14 protein-coding genes and 2 pseudogenes are annotated in these 16738 nt (G+C 68.8%); 5 read left to right on the plus strand and 11 right to left on the minus strand.

From position 1 onward, the window contains the following. Positions 1-26 precede the first annotated feature (26 nt). Positions 27-1577, minus strand: coding sequence for a glycerol-3-phosphate dehydrogenase/oxidase (locus tag ABQE44_RS23885; protein WP_448395191.1), 1551 nt, complete (start codon positions 1575-1577; stop codon positions 27-29). After that, positions 1574-2143 (minus strand): TetR/AcrR family transcriptional regulator, encoded by a 570-nt coding sequence (locus ABQE44_RS23890; protein WP_448432284.1) that lies wholly within the window; start codon positions 2141-2143, stop codon positions 1574-1576. Before ABQE44_RS23890 ends, ABQE44_RS23885 begins: the two co-directional genes overlap by 4 nt. 50 nt (positions 2144-2193) lie before the next feature. Here ABQE44_RS23890 and ABQE44_RS23895 point away from each other — a divergent pair, with 50 nt between their 5' ends. Together ABQE44_RS23895 and ABQE44_RS23900 are read left to right on the plus strand one after the other, a co-directional pair. Continuing rightward, positions 2194-3774 carry an FAD-binding oxidoreductase gene (locus ABQE44_RS23895; RefSeq protein WP_448395237.1) on the plus strand — a complete coding sequence of 527 codons (1581 nt, stop codon included), beginning with the start codon at positions 2194-2196 and terminating at the stop codon, positions 3772-3774. Next, the gene (locus ABQE44_RS23900) at positions 3771-4670 is read left to right on the plus strand and encodes a diacylglycerol kinase (RefSeq protein ID WP_448432286.1); all 900 of its coding nucleotides are present in this window, start codon (positions 3771-3773) and stop codon (positions 4668-4670) included. The genes ABQE44_RS23895 and ABQE44_RS23900 overlap by 4 nt, the downstream gene beginning before the upstream one ends. A gap of 13 nt (positions 4671-4683) precedes the next feature. Here the strand turns inward: ABQE44_RS23900 and ABQE44_RS23905 are convergent, their stop codons facing one another. From ABQE44_RS23905 to ABQE44_RS23930, 6 genes and pseudogenes are all read right to left on the minus strand, one after another. After that, on the minus strand, positions 4684-5196 hold the full coding sequence (locus ABQE44_RS23905) for a DUF3145 domain-containing protein (protein ID WP_448395194.1): 513 nt from the start codon (positions 5194-5196) through the stop codon (positions 4684-4686). 118 nt (positions 5197-5314) lie between these two features. After that, a complete protein-coding gene (locus ABQE44_RS23910; RefSeq protein ID WP_448432288.1) occupies positions 5315-6139 on the minus strand; it encodes a serine hydrolase domain-containing protein in 825 nt (274 codons plus the stop codon). A gap of 10 nt (positions 6140-6149) precedes the next feature. Then, positions 6150-7085, minus strand: a complete 936-nt coding sequence (locus ABQE44_RS23915) for a homocysteine S-methyltransferase family protein (RefSeq protein ID WP_448395196.1) — start codon at positions 7083-7085, stop codon at positions 6150-6152. Next, entirely contained in the window at positions 7082-8158 is a 1077-nt protein-coding gene (locus ABQE44_RS23920) for a methyltransferase domain-containing protein (RefSeq protein ID WP_448432290.1), read from the minus strand. Before ABQE44_RS23920 ends, ABQE44_RS23915 begins: the two co-directional genes overlap by 4 nt. 89 nt (positions 8159-8247) lie before the next feature. Continuing rightward, complete coding sequence (locus tag ABQE44_RS23925; RefSeq protein WP_448432292.1) at positions 8248-9867, minus strand: LuxR C-terminal-related transcriptional regulator; 1620 nt, start codon at positions 9865-9867, stop codon at positions 8248-8250. A 25-nt stretch (positions 9868-9892) separates the two neighbouring features. Further along, a pseudogene (locus ABQE44_RS23930) lies at positions 9893-10178 on the minus strand (hypothetical protein); the annotation flags it as partial. Between the two features lie 64 nt (positions 10179-10242). Between ABQE44_RS23930 and ABQE44_RS23935 the strand changes: the two are divergent. Next, positions 10243-11334 (plus strand): S-(hydroxymethyl)mycothiol dehydrogenase, encoded by a 1092-nt coding sequence (locus ABQE44_RS23935; RefSeq protein ID WP_448432294.1) that lies wholly within the window; start codon positions 10243-10245, stop codon positions 11332-11334. A 25-nt stretch (positions 11335-11359) separates the two neighbouring features. Further along, positions 11360-11989: an MBL fold metallo-hydrolase gene (locus ABQE44_RS23940; protein ID WP_448395200.1), complete on the plus strand. Its 630-nt coding sequence runs from the start codon at positions 11360-11362 to the stop codon at positions 11987-11989. On the opposite strand, the gene ABQE44_RS23945 is transcribed toward ABQE44_RS23940, so the two are convergent. Further along, a complete protein-coding gene (locus tag ABQE44_RS23945; protein ID WP_448395201.1) occupies positions 11986-12588 on the minus strand; it encodes an SHOCT domain-containing protein in 603 nt (200 codons plus the stop codon). The two genes, ABQE44_RS23940 and ABQE44_RS23945, sit on opposite strands and share 4 nt — an antisense overlap. Positions 12589-12664: 76 nt before the next feature. Between ABQE44_RS23945 and ABQE44_RS23950 the strand changes: the two genes are divergently transcribed. Further along, on the plus strand, positions 12665-13753 hold the full coding sequence (locus tag ABQE44_RS23950) for a class I SAM-dependent methyltransferase (protein WP_448395239.1): 1089 nt from the start codon (positions 12665-12667) through the stop codon (positions 13751-13753). Between the two features lie 3 nt (positions 13754-13756). On the opposite strand, the gene ABQE44_RS23955 is transcribed toward ABQE44_RS23950, so the two are convergent. Both ABQE44_RS23955 and ABQE44_RS23960 read right to left on the minus strand, forming a co-directional pair. Further along, positions 13757-15535, minus strand: coding sequence for an Hsp70 family protein (locus ABQE44_RS23955; RefSeq protein ID WP_448432296.1), 1779 nt, complete (start codon positions 15533-15535; stop codon positions 13757-13759). Positions 15536-15630: 95 nt separating this feature from the next. Continuing rightward, positions 15631-16718 (minus strand): annotated as a pseudogene (locus tag ABQE44_RS23960) (DUF4185 domain-containing protein). Positions 16719-16738: the final 20 nt, after the last annotated feature.

The raw sequence follows: 16738 nt of genomic DNA on the forward strand, positions 1-16738 counted from the left end.
GCGCGCCTACGTCCGCTGAGGGTGCGTTAGCGCGCCGAAATCACGAACTCGTCGGCGACGGCTTCGGCGCGGTCGCGGTCAGCCTGCACCAACCCGATGCGGGTGCGACGGTCGAGGATGTCGCCGGCGGTCAATGCACCTTCGTGTGTCACCGCATATTCGAACTCCGCGCGGATGACGTCGATCCCGTCGGCCACCGGATCGGTCGGCCGGTCGCAACTGGCGGCCGCGATCACGTTCGGGGCCTCGGCGCCGTAACGGGCGACCAGCGAACTCGGGATCTCGGCCGGCGCACGCAGCGTCGCAGTGATGGTGTGGCTGGGATTCGACGGCGCGCCGACCAGCGGCAGGTTGCGGGTGCGGCACCGCGACGCGGTCAACCCCCGCAACGCGATCGCCCGGTCGAGGACATCCTCGGCCATGAACCGGTATTCGGTCAGCTTGCCGCCGATGATGCTGATGACGCCCGACGGCGACTCCACCACCGCATGCTCGCGCGACACGTCGGCCGTGCGGCCCGCGCCCGTGTCGATCAGTGGCCGCAGACCCGCGTACGCACCGATCACATCCGAGGGCCCCACCGCGACGTCCAACGCCGTGTTCACCGTGTCGAGCAGGAAGGAGATCTCCTGCGGAGTCGGTTCCGGCACATCGGGAATCGGGCCGGGCGCATCCTCGTCGGTGAGCCCGAGATAGATCCGACCCAGCTGTTCGGGCATTGCGAACACGAAGCGGTTGATCTCGCCGGGAATCGGAACCGTCAGCGCCGCAGTGGGATTGCCGAACGCGGAAGCGTCGAACACCAGATGCGTTCCGCGGCTTGGCCGCAACCTGATCGACGGGTCCACGTCGCCGGCCCAGACCCCTGCCGCGTTGATCACCGCCCGGGCGCCGACGTCGAAGGACTCCCCCGACAGCTGATCCGTCAGCGTCGCCGTCGTACCCGTGGCCGCCGAAGCCGCCACCCGGGTCAGGATGCGCGCGCCGTGCTGGGCCGCCGTACGCACCACCGCGGTGACCAGGCGGGCGTCGTCGATCAACTGCCCGTCGTAAGCGAGCAGGGCGCCGTCCAACCCGTCGCGGCGCACCGTCGGGGACAACTCGACGGCGCGCCGCGCATCGATGCGCCGCGACCGCGGCAGCGTGGAACCCGGGGTGCCCGCCAGCTTGCGCAGCCCGTCACCGGCGAGAAAGCCTACCCGAACCAACGCCCGCGACGCGGTGTTCATCGACGGCAGCAGCGGAACGAGTTGGGGCATGGCGTTGACGAGATGAGGGGCGTTGCGGGTCATCAGGATTCCGCGTTCGGCCGCGCTGCGCCGCGCGATGCCCACATTGCCAGTCGCCAGGTACCGCAGGCCGCCGTGCACCAGCTTGGAACTCCACCGGCTGGTTCCGAAAGCCAGGTCGTGCTTTTCAACCAGCGCGACGCTCAGGCCCCGCGTCGCCGCGTCCAGCGCGATACCCGCACCGGTGATGCCGCCGCCGATCACCAGGACGTCGACGGGCTTTCCCTCGGCCAGTGCGGTCAGCTCGGCGGTGCGTCGGTTGGCGTTCAGAGCCGTTGAGCCAGTCACGATTTGAGGTATCCGTTCAGCGAGTGGGCCAGTTCGACAGCCAACGCGTCGGCGTCGAGGATGGGTTCGACTATCTGGGCGGACTGGATCGCAGACTGGGTGATCAACAGGCACATCGCCGCGAGCTGACGCGAATCGCCGTCACGGACGCTGCCCTCGTCCTGCGCCAGCTTGATCTCGCCCGCCACCGCGTCCAGCAGGATCTGCTGGCTGGTGCCGAGCCGTTCGGCGATGTAGACCATCGCCAGTTCCGGAGAGCTGAGAAGCGACATCACCACGTCGTCCTCGCGCAGGCGCTGCGCGACGGCGACGATGCGGTTGACCAGCGCCGCACGCCCCGCCTCTTGGGCGGGCGCATCGTCGAGCACCGCGACGATGCGCGACGTCAGCAGCGCTGCCATGATCGAGCGGGTGTCGGGCCAGCGCCGATACACCGTCGGCCTGCTCACCCGCGCCCGGCGCGCGATCTCGGCCAGGGTCACCCGGTCGATCCCATAGGCCGTCACGCAGTACGCCGCGGCCTCGAGGATCCGGTCCCCGATCGTTTCGTTACTTCTTGACACCATGTGTAATACTGTAACGCATGACTCGTCGTGATGACCACCTGCTCCCTCCGATGAAGTGGAACGCCTGGGGTGATCCGGATGCGGCCAAACCGCTCTCGGATGGCATCCGGTCGCTGTTGGAGCAGGCCCTCGAGGTCACGACATCGACGGCGACGGAGCTGTCGGCAGACGAGGTGCGGTTGCGGCCGTCGGCGCTCTCCGATTCCGACCGCGACGGCCTGGCCGCCATCGTCGGCGCCGAGTACTGCAGCGTCGACGACCGCGGACGCCTGCTGCGCGCCGGCGGTAAGTCGACGCTGGATCTGTTGCGCCGCAAAGACTCCGGCGATCAGGACGCTCCGGATGCGGTGCTGATCCCGGGTTCCGAGGACGAGATCGCCGCGATACTGCAATTCTGTACCGAGCGCGGCATCGCGATCGTGCCGTTCGGCGGCGGCACCAGCGTGGTCGGCGGCCTCGATCCCCTCCGCGGCGACTTCGCCGCCGTCGTCTCGCTGGACCTGCGGCGGCTGAACCAGCTGCATTCCCTCGACGAGATCTCCGGCGAGGCCGAGCTGGGCGCGGGGCTGACCGGCCCGGATGCCGAACGCCTGCTCGGCGAGCGCGGGTTCTCGCTCGGGCACTTCCCGCAGAGCTTCGAGTACGCCACCATCGGCGGGTTCGCGGCGACCCGCTCGTCCGGGCAGGGCTCGGCGGGCTACGGCCGGTTCAACGACATGGTCCGGGGGTTGCGCCTCATCACGCCGGTCGGCACGTTCGAGCCGGGCCGCGCGCCGGAATCAGCGGCCGGTCCCGACCTGCGCCAGCTGCTGATCGGCTCCGAGGGCGCATTCGGCATCATCACCCGCGTGCGCGTGCGGGTGCATCCCGTTCCGACGGCCACCCGCTACGAGGCGTGGTCGTTTCCCGACTTCGCGGCCGGCGCCGACGCACTGCGCGCGGTTGTGCAGACCGGCACCGGGCCCACCGTGATCCGGTTGTCCGATGAGGCCGAAACCGGCGTCAACCTCGCGACCACCGAGCAGATCGGCGAACAACAGATCACCGGCGGCTGCCTGGCCATCACGTTGTTCGAGGGAACCGAGGCCCACGTCACGAGCCGCCACGCCGAGACGCGCGCCGTGCTGGAAGCCGCAGGCGGCACCTCGTTGGGCGAGGAACCGGCCCGGGCCTGGGAGCACGGCCGGTTCGGCGCACCGTACTTGCGCGACTCGCTACTGGCCGCGGGTGCCTTGTGCGAGACGCTGGAGACGGCCACGAACTGGTCGAATGTATTGGCGCTCAAAGCCGCGGTCACCGATGCACTGACGGCCTCGCTCGCGGAATCCGGCACACCCGCGCTGGTGCTGTGCCACATTTCGCATGTGTACCCCACCGGAGCGTCGCTGTACTTCACCGTCGTTGCCGCACAACGCGGCAACCCGATCGAACAATGGCGCAAGGCCAAAGCCGCCGCCTCGGACGCGATGATGCGCACCGGCGGCACGATCACCCATCACCACGCCGTCGGCGCCGACCACCGGCCGTGGATGCGTGACGAGGTCGGCGAACTGGGCGTCGCGGTGCTGCGCGCGGTCAAGGCCACGCTGGATCCGGCGGGAATCCTCAACCCGGGCAAGCTGATTCCATGAGCGTCGCGCGCATCACGATGTTGACCAACCCGATGTCGGGGCACGGCAGCGCGTCACACGCCGCCGAGCGGGCGGCCGCCAGGTTCGCCAACCGCGGCGTCGACGTCGTCGCCATCGCGGGCCGCGACGCCGAGCACGCCCGCCGCCTCGTCGAAGGCGCCCTCGAACGCGATATGGACGCGCTCGTGGTGGTCGGCGGCGACGGCATCATTTCCCTTGCGCTGCAAGTGCTGGCCAAGACCGACATACCGTTGGGCATCATCCCCGCCGGCACGGGTAACGACCACGCGCGTGAATTCGGCATCCCGCGAAAGGATCCCGAGTCCGCGGCCGATGTCGTCGTCGATGGTGTCACCAAGACCATCGACTTGGGTCGCATCAAATGCGCCGACGGCACCGACAAATGGTTCGGCACCGTGATGGCCGCCGGGTTCGACTCGCTGGTCACCGACCGGACCAACCGGATGACCTGGCCGCACGGCCGGATGCGCTACAACCTGGCGATCGTCGCCGAACTGTCGAAGCTGCGGCTGTTGCCGTTTCGGCTGTGCCTGGACGGGCGCGAGATGGACACCGAGTTGACGCTGGCCGCGTTCGGCAACACCAAGAGCTACGGCGGCGGGATGCTGATCTGTCCGGACGCCGACCCCACCGACGGCAAGCTCGACGTGACGATGGTGGCGTCGGACTCGCGCACCAAACTCATCCGGTTGTTTCCCACCGTGTTCAAGGGCACCCACGTGCACCTCGACGAGGTGAGCACCGCAAGGGCGCAGACCATCACCGTCGACTCGCCGGGGATCAACGCCTACGCCGACGGCGAGTACATGTGCCCGCTGCCGGTCGAGGTGTCGGCGGTGCCTGGCGCGCTGAAGATCCTGACGCCTGCTGCCTAGCGTCGAAGGCTGGTCACCCCACTCCGCGGGACAGCCAGCTGACCTCGGCGCCCTCACCGCCGTCGCGGTAGGGCTCGAGCGCCTCGTCCCACGCGGTGCCGAGCACCGAGTCGAGTTCGGCGGCGAGCATGTCGGCGCCCTCGGCCATCAGCGCACGCAACCGCATCTCCCCGACCATCACGTCACCGTTGGCGCTCATCGGTCCGCTCCACATGCCCAGCTGCGGGGTGTGGCACCAGCGGTGCCCGTCGACGCCGGCGCTGGGGTCCTCGGTCACCTCGAAGCGCAGCACCGACCACGAGCGCAGCGCACTGGCCAGCTGGGCGCCGGTGCCGACCGGGCCGACCCAGTTCGTCACCGCACGCAACTGGCCGGGCATGGCCGGTTGCGGGGTCCACTTGAGATTCGCCCTGGCTTGAAGGCTCGACGACAACGCCCACTCGACATGCGGGCACACCGCCGCGGGTGAGGCGTGGATGTACACCACGCCGGTCGTCGCGTCGGCGAACTGATTCGCTGCACGCATCTGCTGCTCCTTCGGCTCCACGAGGGACGTCTTCCCCAACGACCTGGCGAGAACCGAATGACTTGCAGATATGTATGTGTCGTGCGTGTCTATTGTGCCTTGTGTGGCCCCTGTTGCGCTAGTCTGCGCGAAATTCTCTCAGCACTTCATCAGAGAGCGCCGGCCACAGCTCGTACGCCCAGTCGCCGAAGTCGCGGTCGGCGAGCACCACCAGCGCCAGATCAACCGCCGGGTCGACCCACAAAAACGTCCCTGACTGGCCGAAATGGCCGTACGTTTGGTCCGAGTTGGCCGATCCGGTCCAGTGCGGCGACTTGTTTCCGCGGATCTCGAAACCCAGCCCCCAGTCGTTGGGCCGCTGAACTCCGAACCCGGGCAACACGCCGGTCAGATCAGGAAACTGCACACTGGTGGCCTCGGCGTGCATCTGCCCCGACACGATTGACGGGCGCAGCAGGTCGCCGGCGAAGGCCGCGAGGTCGGCCACCGACGACGTCGCCCCGAACCCGGCGGCCGATGCGCCGCCGGTCAGCGACGTCGCGGCCATGCCCAGCGGCTGGAACACCGCCTCGGTGAGGTAGCGGCCGAACTCGATGCCCGACGCCTGCTCGAGCGTCTCGGCCAGCACCGTGAAGCCGTAGTTGGAGTACACGCGCCGGGTGCCCGGCTTGGCCATCAGCTCCGCCGAGTTCATCGAGTAGCCGGTCGCGTGGGCCAGCAGGTGCCGCACGGTCGAGCCCTCCGGGCCGGCCTCGGTGTCCAGCCCGAAGGCACCTTCTTCGACCGCGACGTGCGCGGCGCGGGCCACCAACGGTTTGGTGACCGACGCCAGCCGGAACCCGTGTGCGACGTCGCCGTGCTCGGCGAGCACACCCGAGGGACCGACCACCGCCGCGGCCGCCGTCGTCACCGGCCAGTCGGCAATAGCATCCAGCGCGCCCATCGCGCCGAGCTTAACTGGCCCGCCACGCCTCGGCGATCGCCGCCACGTGCCGAGTGTCCGTGCCGCAGCAGCCGCCGAGCACGGTGAGGGCGGGCAGCCGGTCTTGCAGCGCCGCGTGACGGGCACCGAGGTCCACCGGGTCTCCTTCGTCGAGTTCGGTGGCCTCGTCGAGCTCGGCATGACTCTTGGCCGACGCGTTCGACCGTAGGCCCATCACCCGATGCCGCCACGCGCCATCGTCCTCGAACACCTCGGCGAAATGTGTCGGGTGCGCGCAGTTCAGCATGAAATAGGCGGCAGCACCATCGGTTACCGAGTCCACATACTCGATCGCCTCAGCGAGCGGCTGACCGGTCGGCAGCCGCCCGTCGGTCTCCACGGTGAACGACACCGCCGCTGCGATACCCGCCGCCGAGGCGGCTCGCACGATGCCGATGGCCTCTTCGGTGTTGGTCATCGTGATCGCGGTGACCTGATCGGCCGAGGTGTCGGCGAAGGTTTGGATCTGTGCCGCATGGTATTTCTGGGCGTCGTCAACGCTCATCGCCTCGCCCGGGTCGTAGCCGTCGCCGCGCGGTCCTACACATCCGCTCACCACCGCGGTGATGCCGTCTGCGGTCGCGGCCGCGCGCACTTCCTCGGCGAGCGCCACCGCGGACCGGTTGACCGCGTCGAGCCGTTCCATGGAGTAGCCAAGCTGTTTCGCCCAGTCCGGGTTGGCGCGCCAGGTCGCGGTCTCGACGACGAAACCCGCGTGGTGCTGGCGGGCGATGGCCAGATAGCCGTCGTAGTAACGGCGCAGCCGTGCGCGTGCTTCCGGCTTCTCCACCAACGGAAACGCTGCGAAGCCCGGCAGATCGCGACCGTCGTGGAAGACCAGCTCGGTTTCGAGGCCGCCGTCCGTGACGAACATGCCGTGGCCGCTCGTCTGCGGCAGGACCTTCATTTGCGGGCGATGTAGTAGAAGTTGATCGGGTCGGACTCGATCTCACGCACCTGCACCTGGGTGAAACCGGCGTCGGCGAGCATCGACTCGGCGAGCTGACGGCCCCAGCAGGTGCCCAACCCGTCGCCGTCGAGCCCCAGCGAGACGCTCATGCAGTGCATCGTCGACACCGTGTACATGTAGGTGCTGAACGGGACGCCGACGTTGTCCTCGAGCCTGCTCGACGATTTGATGTCGACCATCAAGAAGACGCCGCCGGGCCGCAACGCGCGGTAGATGTTCTCGAGCACCCGAGCCGGCGCGGCCTGGTCGTGGATTGCGTCGAACGCGGTGATGACGTCGTAGCTTTCGGTGTGGTCCAGTTCGGCGACGTCGGCGGCCAAAAAGTTCGCGTTCGGTAGGCCGAGTTGCTGGGCTTCGGCGCGGCCGACGCCGAGTCCCTCGTCGGAGAAGTCGATTCCGGTGAACCGGCTGGCCGGGAACGCGCGTGCCATCACGTTGATGGCATGTCCGCTGCCGCAACCGATGTCGGCGACGTCGGCGCCCGCGCGCAGCCGCTCGGGCAGCCCCTCGACCAGCGGCAGAATGACGTCGACGAGCGCGGCGTCGAACACCTCGCCGCTCTCCTCGGCCATCAGCGTGTGGAAGCGCGGATATTCGCTGTAGGACAGGCCACCGCCGGTGTGGAAGCACCTGATGATCTTTTGTTCCACCTCCCCCAGCAGCGGGATGAACTGCGCGACGCGGGCGAAGTTGTCGGGTCCCGCCGCGCGGGTCAGTACCCCCGCCCGGTGCCGCGGCAGCGTGAATGTTGCGGTAACCGGGTCGTAGTCGATCACCTGTGCGGCCGCCAGCCCCCCGAGCCATTCGCGCACGTAGCGTTCGTTGAGCCCCGCGGCGTCGGCGATCTGCACGCTGGTGGCCGGCGGCATCTCGGCCAGGGTGTCGAACAGCTTGGTCTGATGGCCGATCGACAGCAGGATGGCCAGGCTGGCGCTGTCGATCGCGCCCACGATGCGCTCTGCGAACTGTTCAGTGGTCTCGGCCACCGCGGTGTCGGGCAATGTCGTCATGTCCGAACAGTAGCCCGCACCAAGTGTCAAGCGCATCGGGTAAACCATGCAAACGCTCGCCCGCGTCGTGCGGCAAATGATGCAGACGGCTACTGCAGCAGGTGGTGTTCGTGCGCCCACGCCAACGCCGCCGTGCGCGACGAAACCCCGAGTTTGGCGTAGATGTTGGCCAGATGACGGCCGACGGTCTTCTCGCTGATGCAAATCTGTTCGGCCACTTGCCTGTTGGTGGCGCCGCCGGCGATGCCCCGCAGGATTTCGACCTCGCGCTTGGTCAGCCCGCCGGGCGCGCTGGGCCCGCACGGTTCGACCGGTTCGACACCGAGCTGGCTGTAGATGTTCGCGGCGGTGGCCGAATCCGCCAGGGCCATCTCATGATCGCCGGAGACCTGCCGCGCCAACGCCATCCACTCATAGACCTGGGCGGTCTCGTAACGGCACTGCAGGGTGCGGTACTGCCGCAGCGCCTCCTCCAGCAGACCGAGCGCCTGCGCGTGTTGACCGCGCCGCACCAGCACGGCGCCGCGCGCATGCGCCGCCCACGCCCGGAAACCGGGTGTGTCGAACGCCACCGCCCCGGATTCCAGTTCGTCACACAGCCTTTCGGCCTCGTCGAGGTTGTCGCGGATCAGCGCCACCTCGACGGCGCCGCGCAGCAGCGGCATCCGGTCCAGCCGGTCCAGTCCGGCCAGTGCCACACGCAGATCGGTCCACGCGGTGTCGGCGTCGCCGACGCGGCAACGCAGCAGCGCTTCGCCGGGTTGCGGTTCGACGCCGAACATCCGGGCCCTGGTGAACGCCGCGAACGCGCCGTCGGCGTCGCCGCGGCGCCGACGCACCTCGCCCAGTTGGTAGTAGCCCTCCCCGGCCGCCCAACTGTTGACGTCCTCCAACCCGCGGCTGGTGTCGACGAGCCGTGTCTCGAGCAGGCGAAGGTCCTCGGTGGCGGCCTGCACCTGCAGCCGGTGCACGTCGCAGACCCCGCCGTAGGCGGCCGACCCGGCGAACTCGTTGCACCACCGCTCCATCGACTGCGTCCATGCGCGCATTCGCGGCAGGTCGGCCAGCCGATGACAGTGGTGCAGCACGATGCAGTAGATGTCGCCGGCCCACTCCAGCGGCAGCTCGTCGGCCAGCACCGGCAGCATCGCTTCGTCGATGAGCCCGTAGGCCTCGGCCATGCGGCCGTCGAACATCGCCTCGAGGCCCTCGGCGACGTGGCACAGCGCGGTCACCGCAGGCGAGTCGAGCCGAGCGCACAGCTCCCGCAGCTTGCTCACCCGCGGCCCGATCAGCGCGGTGTCGCGGTTCATCAGCGCGACGACGGCGTCCAGGTACGCGAGATACCCGTGGGCCGGGCCGTCCGGCTCGCCGTCGAGCAGACGCCGCGCGCGGTTCATCCAGCCCTGACCGATGTTGACGTCGCCGCGGGTCAGCCACGCCAGCGCGACGTCGACCGCCTTCATCGCCGCCGCCGGCGGATCCGTGCGCGCCAGCTGGGCGAACACCCGCTCGGCGACCCGCAGCGACTCCTTGCCGTGGCCCAGGCGCCATGCCGCCGCGGCCATCGCGTCGAGATCGTCGACACCCAGCGAGGTGTTCTCGGCAACCTGGATGAACGCCTCGTAGGCGGCGTGCCAGTCGCGCCGCTCGTGCGCGGACCTGGCCGCCAGCAGCAGCTCGGTGTGGGTGTCTATCGGGGTGGCCATATCAGTCGGTTCAACGGTATGCCGATCAGCTGAGTTCAATGGACCTTTTTGCCAGGCCCATCCAGTAGCCGTCGATCGGTTGGCGCGGGGCTGGCCGGCGTCGAAGGACGCGCCGAGCGCAACGAACAACGGCGAGAAGTGCTCGATCGTCGGATGCGCGTACGGCATGCCCGGCGTGCAGCCACGTCGGCCGCGCCGGGCGCGTCGTAGGTGACTTCGTAGTAGCGCTGCGGAAATCGCCCGAAATCGTAGGTCAGCGGCGTCTGCGGCGACGTCGACCCGATGGTCAGCGGCGCCGACTCCCAGTGCGCCCACCAGCCGCGCACTGCGCGGTGCACTTCTCGCCGAAAGTGCCCGTCACGCTAGGTTGGACGTATGAGTCAAACGGTTCGTGGGGTGATTTCGCGGAAGAAGGGTGAGCCGGTCGAGTTGGTGGATGTCGTCATCCCCGACCCCGGCCCGGGCGAGGTGGTGGTCGACGTCCAGGCCTGCGGCGTCTGCCATACCGACCTGACTTATCGGGAGGGCGGTATCAACGACGACTACCCGTTCCTGCTCGGCCATGAAGCCGCCGGCACCGTGGAGTCGGTCGGTACGGGCGTCACGAACGTGGCGCCAGGCGATTTCGTGATCCTGAACTGGCGCGCGGTGTGCGGGCAGTGCCGGGCGTGTAAGCGTGGCCGCCCGCACCTGTGCTTCGACACCCACAACGCCGCGCAGAAGATGACGCTGAGCGACGGCACCGAATTGACGCCGGCGCTGGGCATCGGCGCATTCGCCGACAAGACGCTGGTGCACGAAGGTCAGTGCACCAAGGTCGATTCCGCCGCCGACCCGGCGGTGGCCGGCCTGCTGGGCTGCGGCGTGATGGCCGGAATCGGCGCCGCGATCAACACCGGCGCGGTCAACCGCGACGATACGGTGGCCGTCATCGGGTGCGGCGGGGTCGGTGACGCCGCGATCGCCGGCGCGGCACTGGTGGGCGCTCGGCGCATCATCGCCGTGGACACCGACGACAAGAAGTTGGACTGGGCGCGCGAGTTCGGCGCCACCCACACGATCAACGCGCGCGAACTCGACCCGGTCGAGACGATTCAAGACCTCACCGACGGGTTCGGCGCCGACGTGGTGATCGACGCGGTCGGACGCCCGGAGACCTGGAAGCAGGCCTTCTACGCGCGCGACCTGGCGGGCACCGTGGTGCTGGTCGGGGTGCCGACGCCGGATATGACGTTGGAGATGCCGCTGGTCGACTTCTTCTCCCGCGGCGGATCGTTGAAGTCGTCCTGGTACGGCGACTGCCTGCCCGAACGCGACTTCCCGCACCTGATCGACCTGCATATGCAGGGTCGGTTGCCGCTGGAGAAGTTCGTCACCGAGCGGATCGCACTCGACGAGGTGGAAGGAGCGTTCACGAAAATGCATGGTGGAGAGGTACTTCGGTCCGTGGTGGTGTTGGGCCGATGAGCGCTTGCGCGATGAGGAGAAGGCAATGAACGGCGGACCGATTCAACGGGTGGTTACCTCGGGCACGTTCGAACTCGACGGTGGCAGTTGGGAAGTCGACAACAACATCTGGCTCGTCGGCGACGAGAACGACGTGATCGTCTTCGACGCCGCACACGATGCCGAGCCGATCAAGGCCGCGGTCGGCGACCGCAATGTGGTGGCGATTGTGTGCACGCACGGGCACAACGACCACGTCACCGTCGCTCCCGAGCTGTCCGCGGCGCTGGATGCGCCGGTGTTGATGCACCCGGCCGATGATGTGCTGTGGCGGATGACTCACCCGGACTACGACTTTCGCACAGTCGACGACGGTGACACGCTGAGCGTCGCTGGTATCGACCTGCGTGCCCTGCACACGCCCGGCCACTCACCGGGCTCGGTGTGCTGGCACGCCCCCGAACTCAACGCGGTGTTCAGTGGCGATACCTTGTTCCAGGGCGGGCCGGGCGCGACCGGGCGGTCGTACTCCGACTTCCCGACGATTCTGGAGTCCATCTCGGGTCGGCTCGGGAAGCTGCCCGGCGAGACCGTCGTCTACACCGGCCACGGTGACTCCACCACGATCGGCGACGAACTGGTCAACTACGACGACTGGGTCGCGCGCGGGCACTAGCCCTGGTCGCTGGGTGCGTCGGAGTTGGGTGGCTCCTCGTCGGACGTCAACGGCCGGGCCCGTCGGGCCGCGCGGACCGACCAGATCACCGACGGGATCAGCAGCACTACGCCCGCGGCGGCGAGGCCGCCGAACGCCCACAGCAGCCAGCCGTGGCTGCTGCCGTGACCGAACGCCAGCCGCGGGCTGAGATAACCGTCGACGTCGCCGTCGGTGGTGACCCGATAGGTGCCGCCCGCGGCGATTTCGGCCATCCACACCCGCACGTGGGTGTCGCTGTTCACCGTGGTCGTGCTGCCGATGCTCTCGATGACCACCGGATCGGGGCTGCCGTCCGGCGGTTCGATGCTCACGCTGATCCGCGGAATGGGAAATTCACTCGTCGGGGGTCCGGTGATCGTCGTGTGGAAACTGACGGTGACGTCACCTGCGGGAAGCCGGATTTCGTCCGAACCCGGGATCGGCACCTCGCCGTAGGCGTCGTAGTCGTCGAGCACGTACACGTTGAGCACCAAGGTCGCGATGACGCCGACGGCGCCCGCGACCAGAGCCAGGGTGGATATGACGACAGCGAGGCGCGGGCCGAACCGTCCACTCATGGCCGAAGTCTGTCACGGCTGCGGCGGCAAAGACTACGGTCGTGGTGTGAAGCGTCCGCATGTCTTGAACGTCGCGGTGCCGGAGTCCAGCATCGTCGTACGTCCCGAACCGATGGAAAGCGAGTCCTACACCGCGAGTTCGCGTCTGCAGGCCGCGGGTTTGCGTCCGGCGATCGCGCTGTTCGAGAAGGCCGCCGCGGAAGTACCGGTGCCGACCGCGCCGCAACCGATCGTGCTGGCCGACTACGGCGCGGCCACCGGCCACAACTCGCTGCTGCCCATCTGCTCGGCCGTGCGTGCCATCCGCAAGCGGACCCGGCCCGATCACTCGGTTCTGGTCACCCACACCGATGTCCCCGACAACGACTTCTCGGCGCTGTTTCGCACGCTGACCGAGGATCCCGATAGCTACCTGCACGAAGACGCCAACACCTTTCCGACCGCCGTCGGCCGCTCGTTCTACGAGCAGATCCTGCCGACCAGCAGCGTGCATCTGGGTTGGAGTTCGTGGGCAGTGCAGTGGCTGCGCCGCGTTCCGGCGCCGATCCCCGACCACGTGCACATCGGCTGCAGCGCCAGCGCCGACGTGCGCGCCGCCTACACCAAGCAGGCCGCCGATGACTGGCTCGCGTTCATCGGGTGCCGCGGTAGGGAATTGCGCCGCGGCGGCCGCCTGGTGGTGATGACGATGGGTGTTGACGACGCCGGCGAGTTCGGCTACCGCCCCCTGCTCAAGGCGTTGATGGAAACACTCAACGAGCTGGCGGGCCAGCAGCTGCTCTCGGCCGACGAAGTGCACCGCATGTGCATCCCGATAGTGGGCCGCAGCAAGTTGGACTTCATGGCGCCGTTCGCACCCAAGGGCCGTTTCGAACAGCTCGAGATCGAGCATCTCGAGGTGTTCGACGCCGAGGACCGCTTCTGGAGCCAGTACCAAACCAACAAAGACACCGCGCTTTTCGGCAGACAGTGGGCCGCCTTCTTACGCGCGTCGGTGTTTCGGACGTTGGCCAGCGCACTCGACGGCGGCCTGGCCGATCACCGGACGGCGGACTTTTTCGACCGGCTGGAAACCGGCGTCGCCGAGCGGGTGGCTGCGGCGCCCGAACAGGTGCAGATCCCGATGGCGCACCTGGTGCTGGTCAAGCGGCCCAAGCTGCACTAGCCGCTACGGGCCCGGCTGCGGCAGCTGCGGCGCGGGTACCCACGGCAGCCCTGGGATCGTCGGATACGGCGGCGTCGGGCTCCACGGCGGTGGCTCCGACGTCGGCGGCGGTGGCTCCGACGTCGGCGGCGGCGGTTCCGACGTGGGCGGCGGCGGTTCGGGGGACGGTGGCGGTGGTTCCGGTGACGGCTCGGGTGGCGGCGGCGGCTCGGTGACCGTCTGCGTCACCGGCGGCGGTGCCTGCCGGGTGACGGTGCGCGGCGGGGGCGGCGCGGGTTGCGTCACAGGCGGCGGTTCACTGGTCGGCGACGGTGTGGTGGGCCGCGGCGTGGCGGTGATCGGTTCGGTGGTCGACGCGGGCGACTGAGTGGAATCGTCGCCGACGACGAACAGCATCGCCGCGGTCAGCGCGGCCAGCACCGCGATCACCCCGATGCCCAGCGCGACCGCGGGTTTGCGGTACCAGGGCAGCGGCGGCGGCGGAAGGTCGTCCCACGAGTCGTGGTCGAACTGCAGTTGCGGGCGGGGTTCGGCCGCGCGGCCGGCGACCACCGGATAGTCGTACGGGTCGGATACCGGCACGTCCGGGATGTCCTCGGCGTCCGACCACGCCAGCGCCCCGACCGCGCCCGGCTGCGCTGTGTCGTCGGGTTCGGGCGCCGCCTCGGGTGCCATCGCGGTCGCCGCGGCGGCGGCAGCAGCGACGCCCGGGGCGGCCGACATCGCCGTCGGGCCCTCCTCGACGGTCCCGCGCACCGCCGCCAGACCCCCGCCGATGGCGGCGGTCAGCCCGGGTCGGCCGGTCGTGACGACCGGGACCCGGAAGTGTTCGGACAGCGCGGTGGTGATGACCGGGATGCGCGCTCCCCCGCCCACCGAGGCCACCGCGGCAAGGTTGGCACCGTGAATTCCGTTGCGCTCCAACGTGTCCTGTAACACCGAGGTGAAGTCGGCGACCGGCTGGCGGATCGCTTCGTCGAGTTCGGTGCGGGTGACCCGCACCTCGCTGCGGTCCCCGGGCAGTTCAGCCACCAGCGTGGTGACGCTGTCGGTGGACAGGCGTTCCTTGGCGCCGCGGCACTGCGCGCGCAGCCGGGCCAGTGATCCGATCGCCGACGTCGAAGACAGGTCGATGGTGCCTGCCGCGGCGAGGTCCTCGATGACGTGGGTGAGCAACGCCTGGTCGATGAGGTCGCCGGAGAAGTCGGTGTGCCGCACCGTCGGCCCGACGGGCGTGTAGTTGTTCGCCGCGTCGACCAGGGTGATGCTGGTGCCGCTGCCGCCGAAGTCGCAGAGCGCAATCACCCCGCGGGTGGGCAACCCGGGATCGTCGCGCAGCGCGGTCAGCGCCGCCGTGGCGTCGGAGATCACCGGCACCGGCTTGGGCTGCTGAAACTCCGGCACCGCGTACAGCGCCGTACGCAGCGCGTCGACGGCGGCCGAACCCCAGTGCGCGGGGTGCGTCACAGTCACCGGCCCCGCAGGCACCCGGCCACCGCCGAGCCCATAGAGCATGGCCCGCAACGCGTCGGCCAGGACGACGTCGGCGCGATGGGTGGTGCCGTCGCCGGCGACGATGCCGACGGGATCTCCGACCCTGTCGACGAAGTCGGTCAGGATCAGGCCGCGCTCGTTGAGCCGAGGGTTTTCGCTGGGTACGCCTACTTCGGGCGGCCGGTGGGGGTAGCGCGTCAGCACCGGTGTCCGCACCAGTGCGGTCCGGCCCACCACCACGGCCGCCAGGTTGGTGGCCCCAACCGACAGCCCTACGCCGTCCGACATGGTCTCCCGTCTCGTATCAACCCGTTGGTTAACGTCTCTCAACGGATCGTCCCCGCGCCGGGGATCAGAGGCAAATCCCGGCTCTGGCGCGTTGCTCACAGGTTGATCGGATCCGGCGGCGTCGTCTTGGTGGTGTCTTTTAGAGCAGCCTTGAACTGCATTGCGCGGTAAGGCCATCCGGTCGAGGTGTTCCACTGCGACACCACCAGCCCGAAACCGCCTTCGATGTCGAACCGCGAACCGGGCAGCACGTACCCGCCGTAGAGTTGGGCGACCTGGTTCTTCAGGTGGTTTTCGTCGGACCATGCCGAGCCGACGATCGGGGTCTGCACGGGCGTCGTGTGCATGTTGGCCACCGGTGAGTCGACGACCCGGTATCCGAGGGCGTACTTGGATGCCAGGAAGCCACCCAGCACCCATTTGCCTTGTCCGACGCGGCGAAACGTCAGCTCACCCCATTTCTCACCGGCCGGGGTGATCGGCGTCGCCACGGCGCCCCACCCCCAGCGGCCGTCGTCGAAACCCCAACTCACGTATCGCGATCGGTGCCCGATGTCCTCGGGCCGCACCCGCATCAAGATGATGCCTTTGTCGCGCTGAAACCCGGTGGCGACCACGTAGACCCAGCCGTCGTCGGGGTCCTGATCCCATGACCAACACTGGGCATGCCCACCGTGCAGGTCCGCGGGGAACTTGGCGTCCTCGCCCATGTCGTCCAGCAGACGCCGCTGTCATCGGAGCGCCAGATCTCGGTCCAGACGACGGTGCCGAAGCCGCGATTGACGATGGCGTGCAAGTAAATTGAGTCACCCACCCGCAGCAGGTCGGACGGGATCACCGTGCTGATACCGCCGCGGCGCCACCCGCTGGCGACGTTGTCGTGTTCGTAGTGCCACAGTTGACGCGCGTAATCGGCGTCGTCTCCGCCGGCGCGCTCGTAGACGATTTCATGGTCGGCATCGCCCGTGCCGATCAGCACGACCGGCGACCGCCAATCGCCTTGGCCGACCGTGGTGCCCGAAAACGTGTCACCGAACACCGACACCAGCTTGCCGTTGGGGGCCACCACCGAGGCGCCGAGGTCGGTGCAGGTGACACCCCACCGATCGGTCAGCCCGGGACCCGTCAAGTCGACGACCTTGCCGTTGAGCAGCGGCACACGCGGGCGCTCGCGGCGCCGCAGACCATGTCCGGCGGCTCGAC

Source organism: Mycolicibacterium sp. XJ2546, assembly GCF_053483195.1.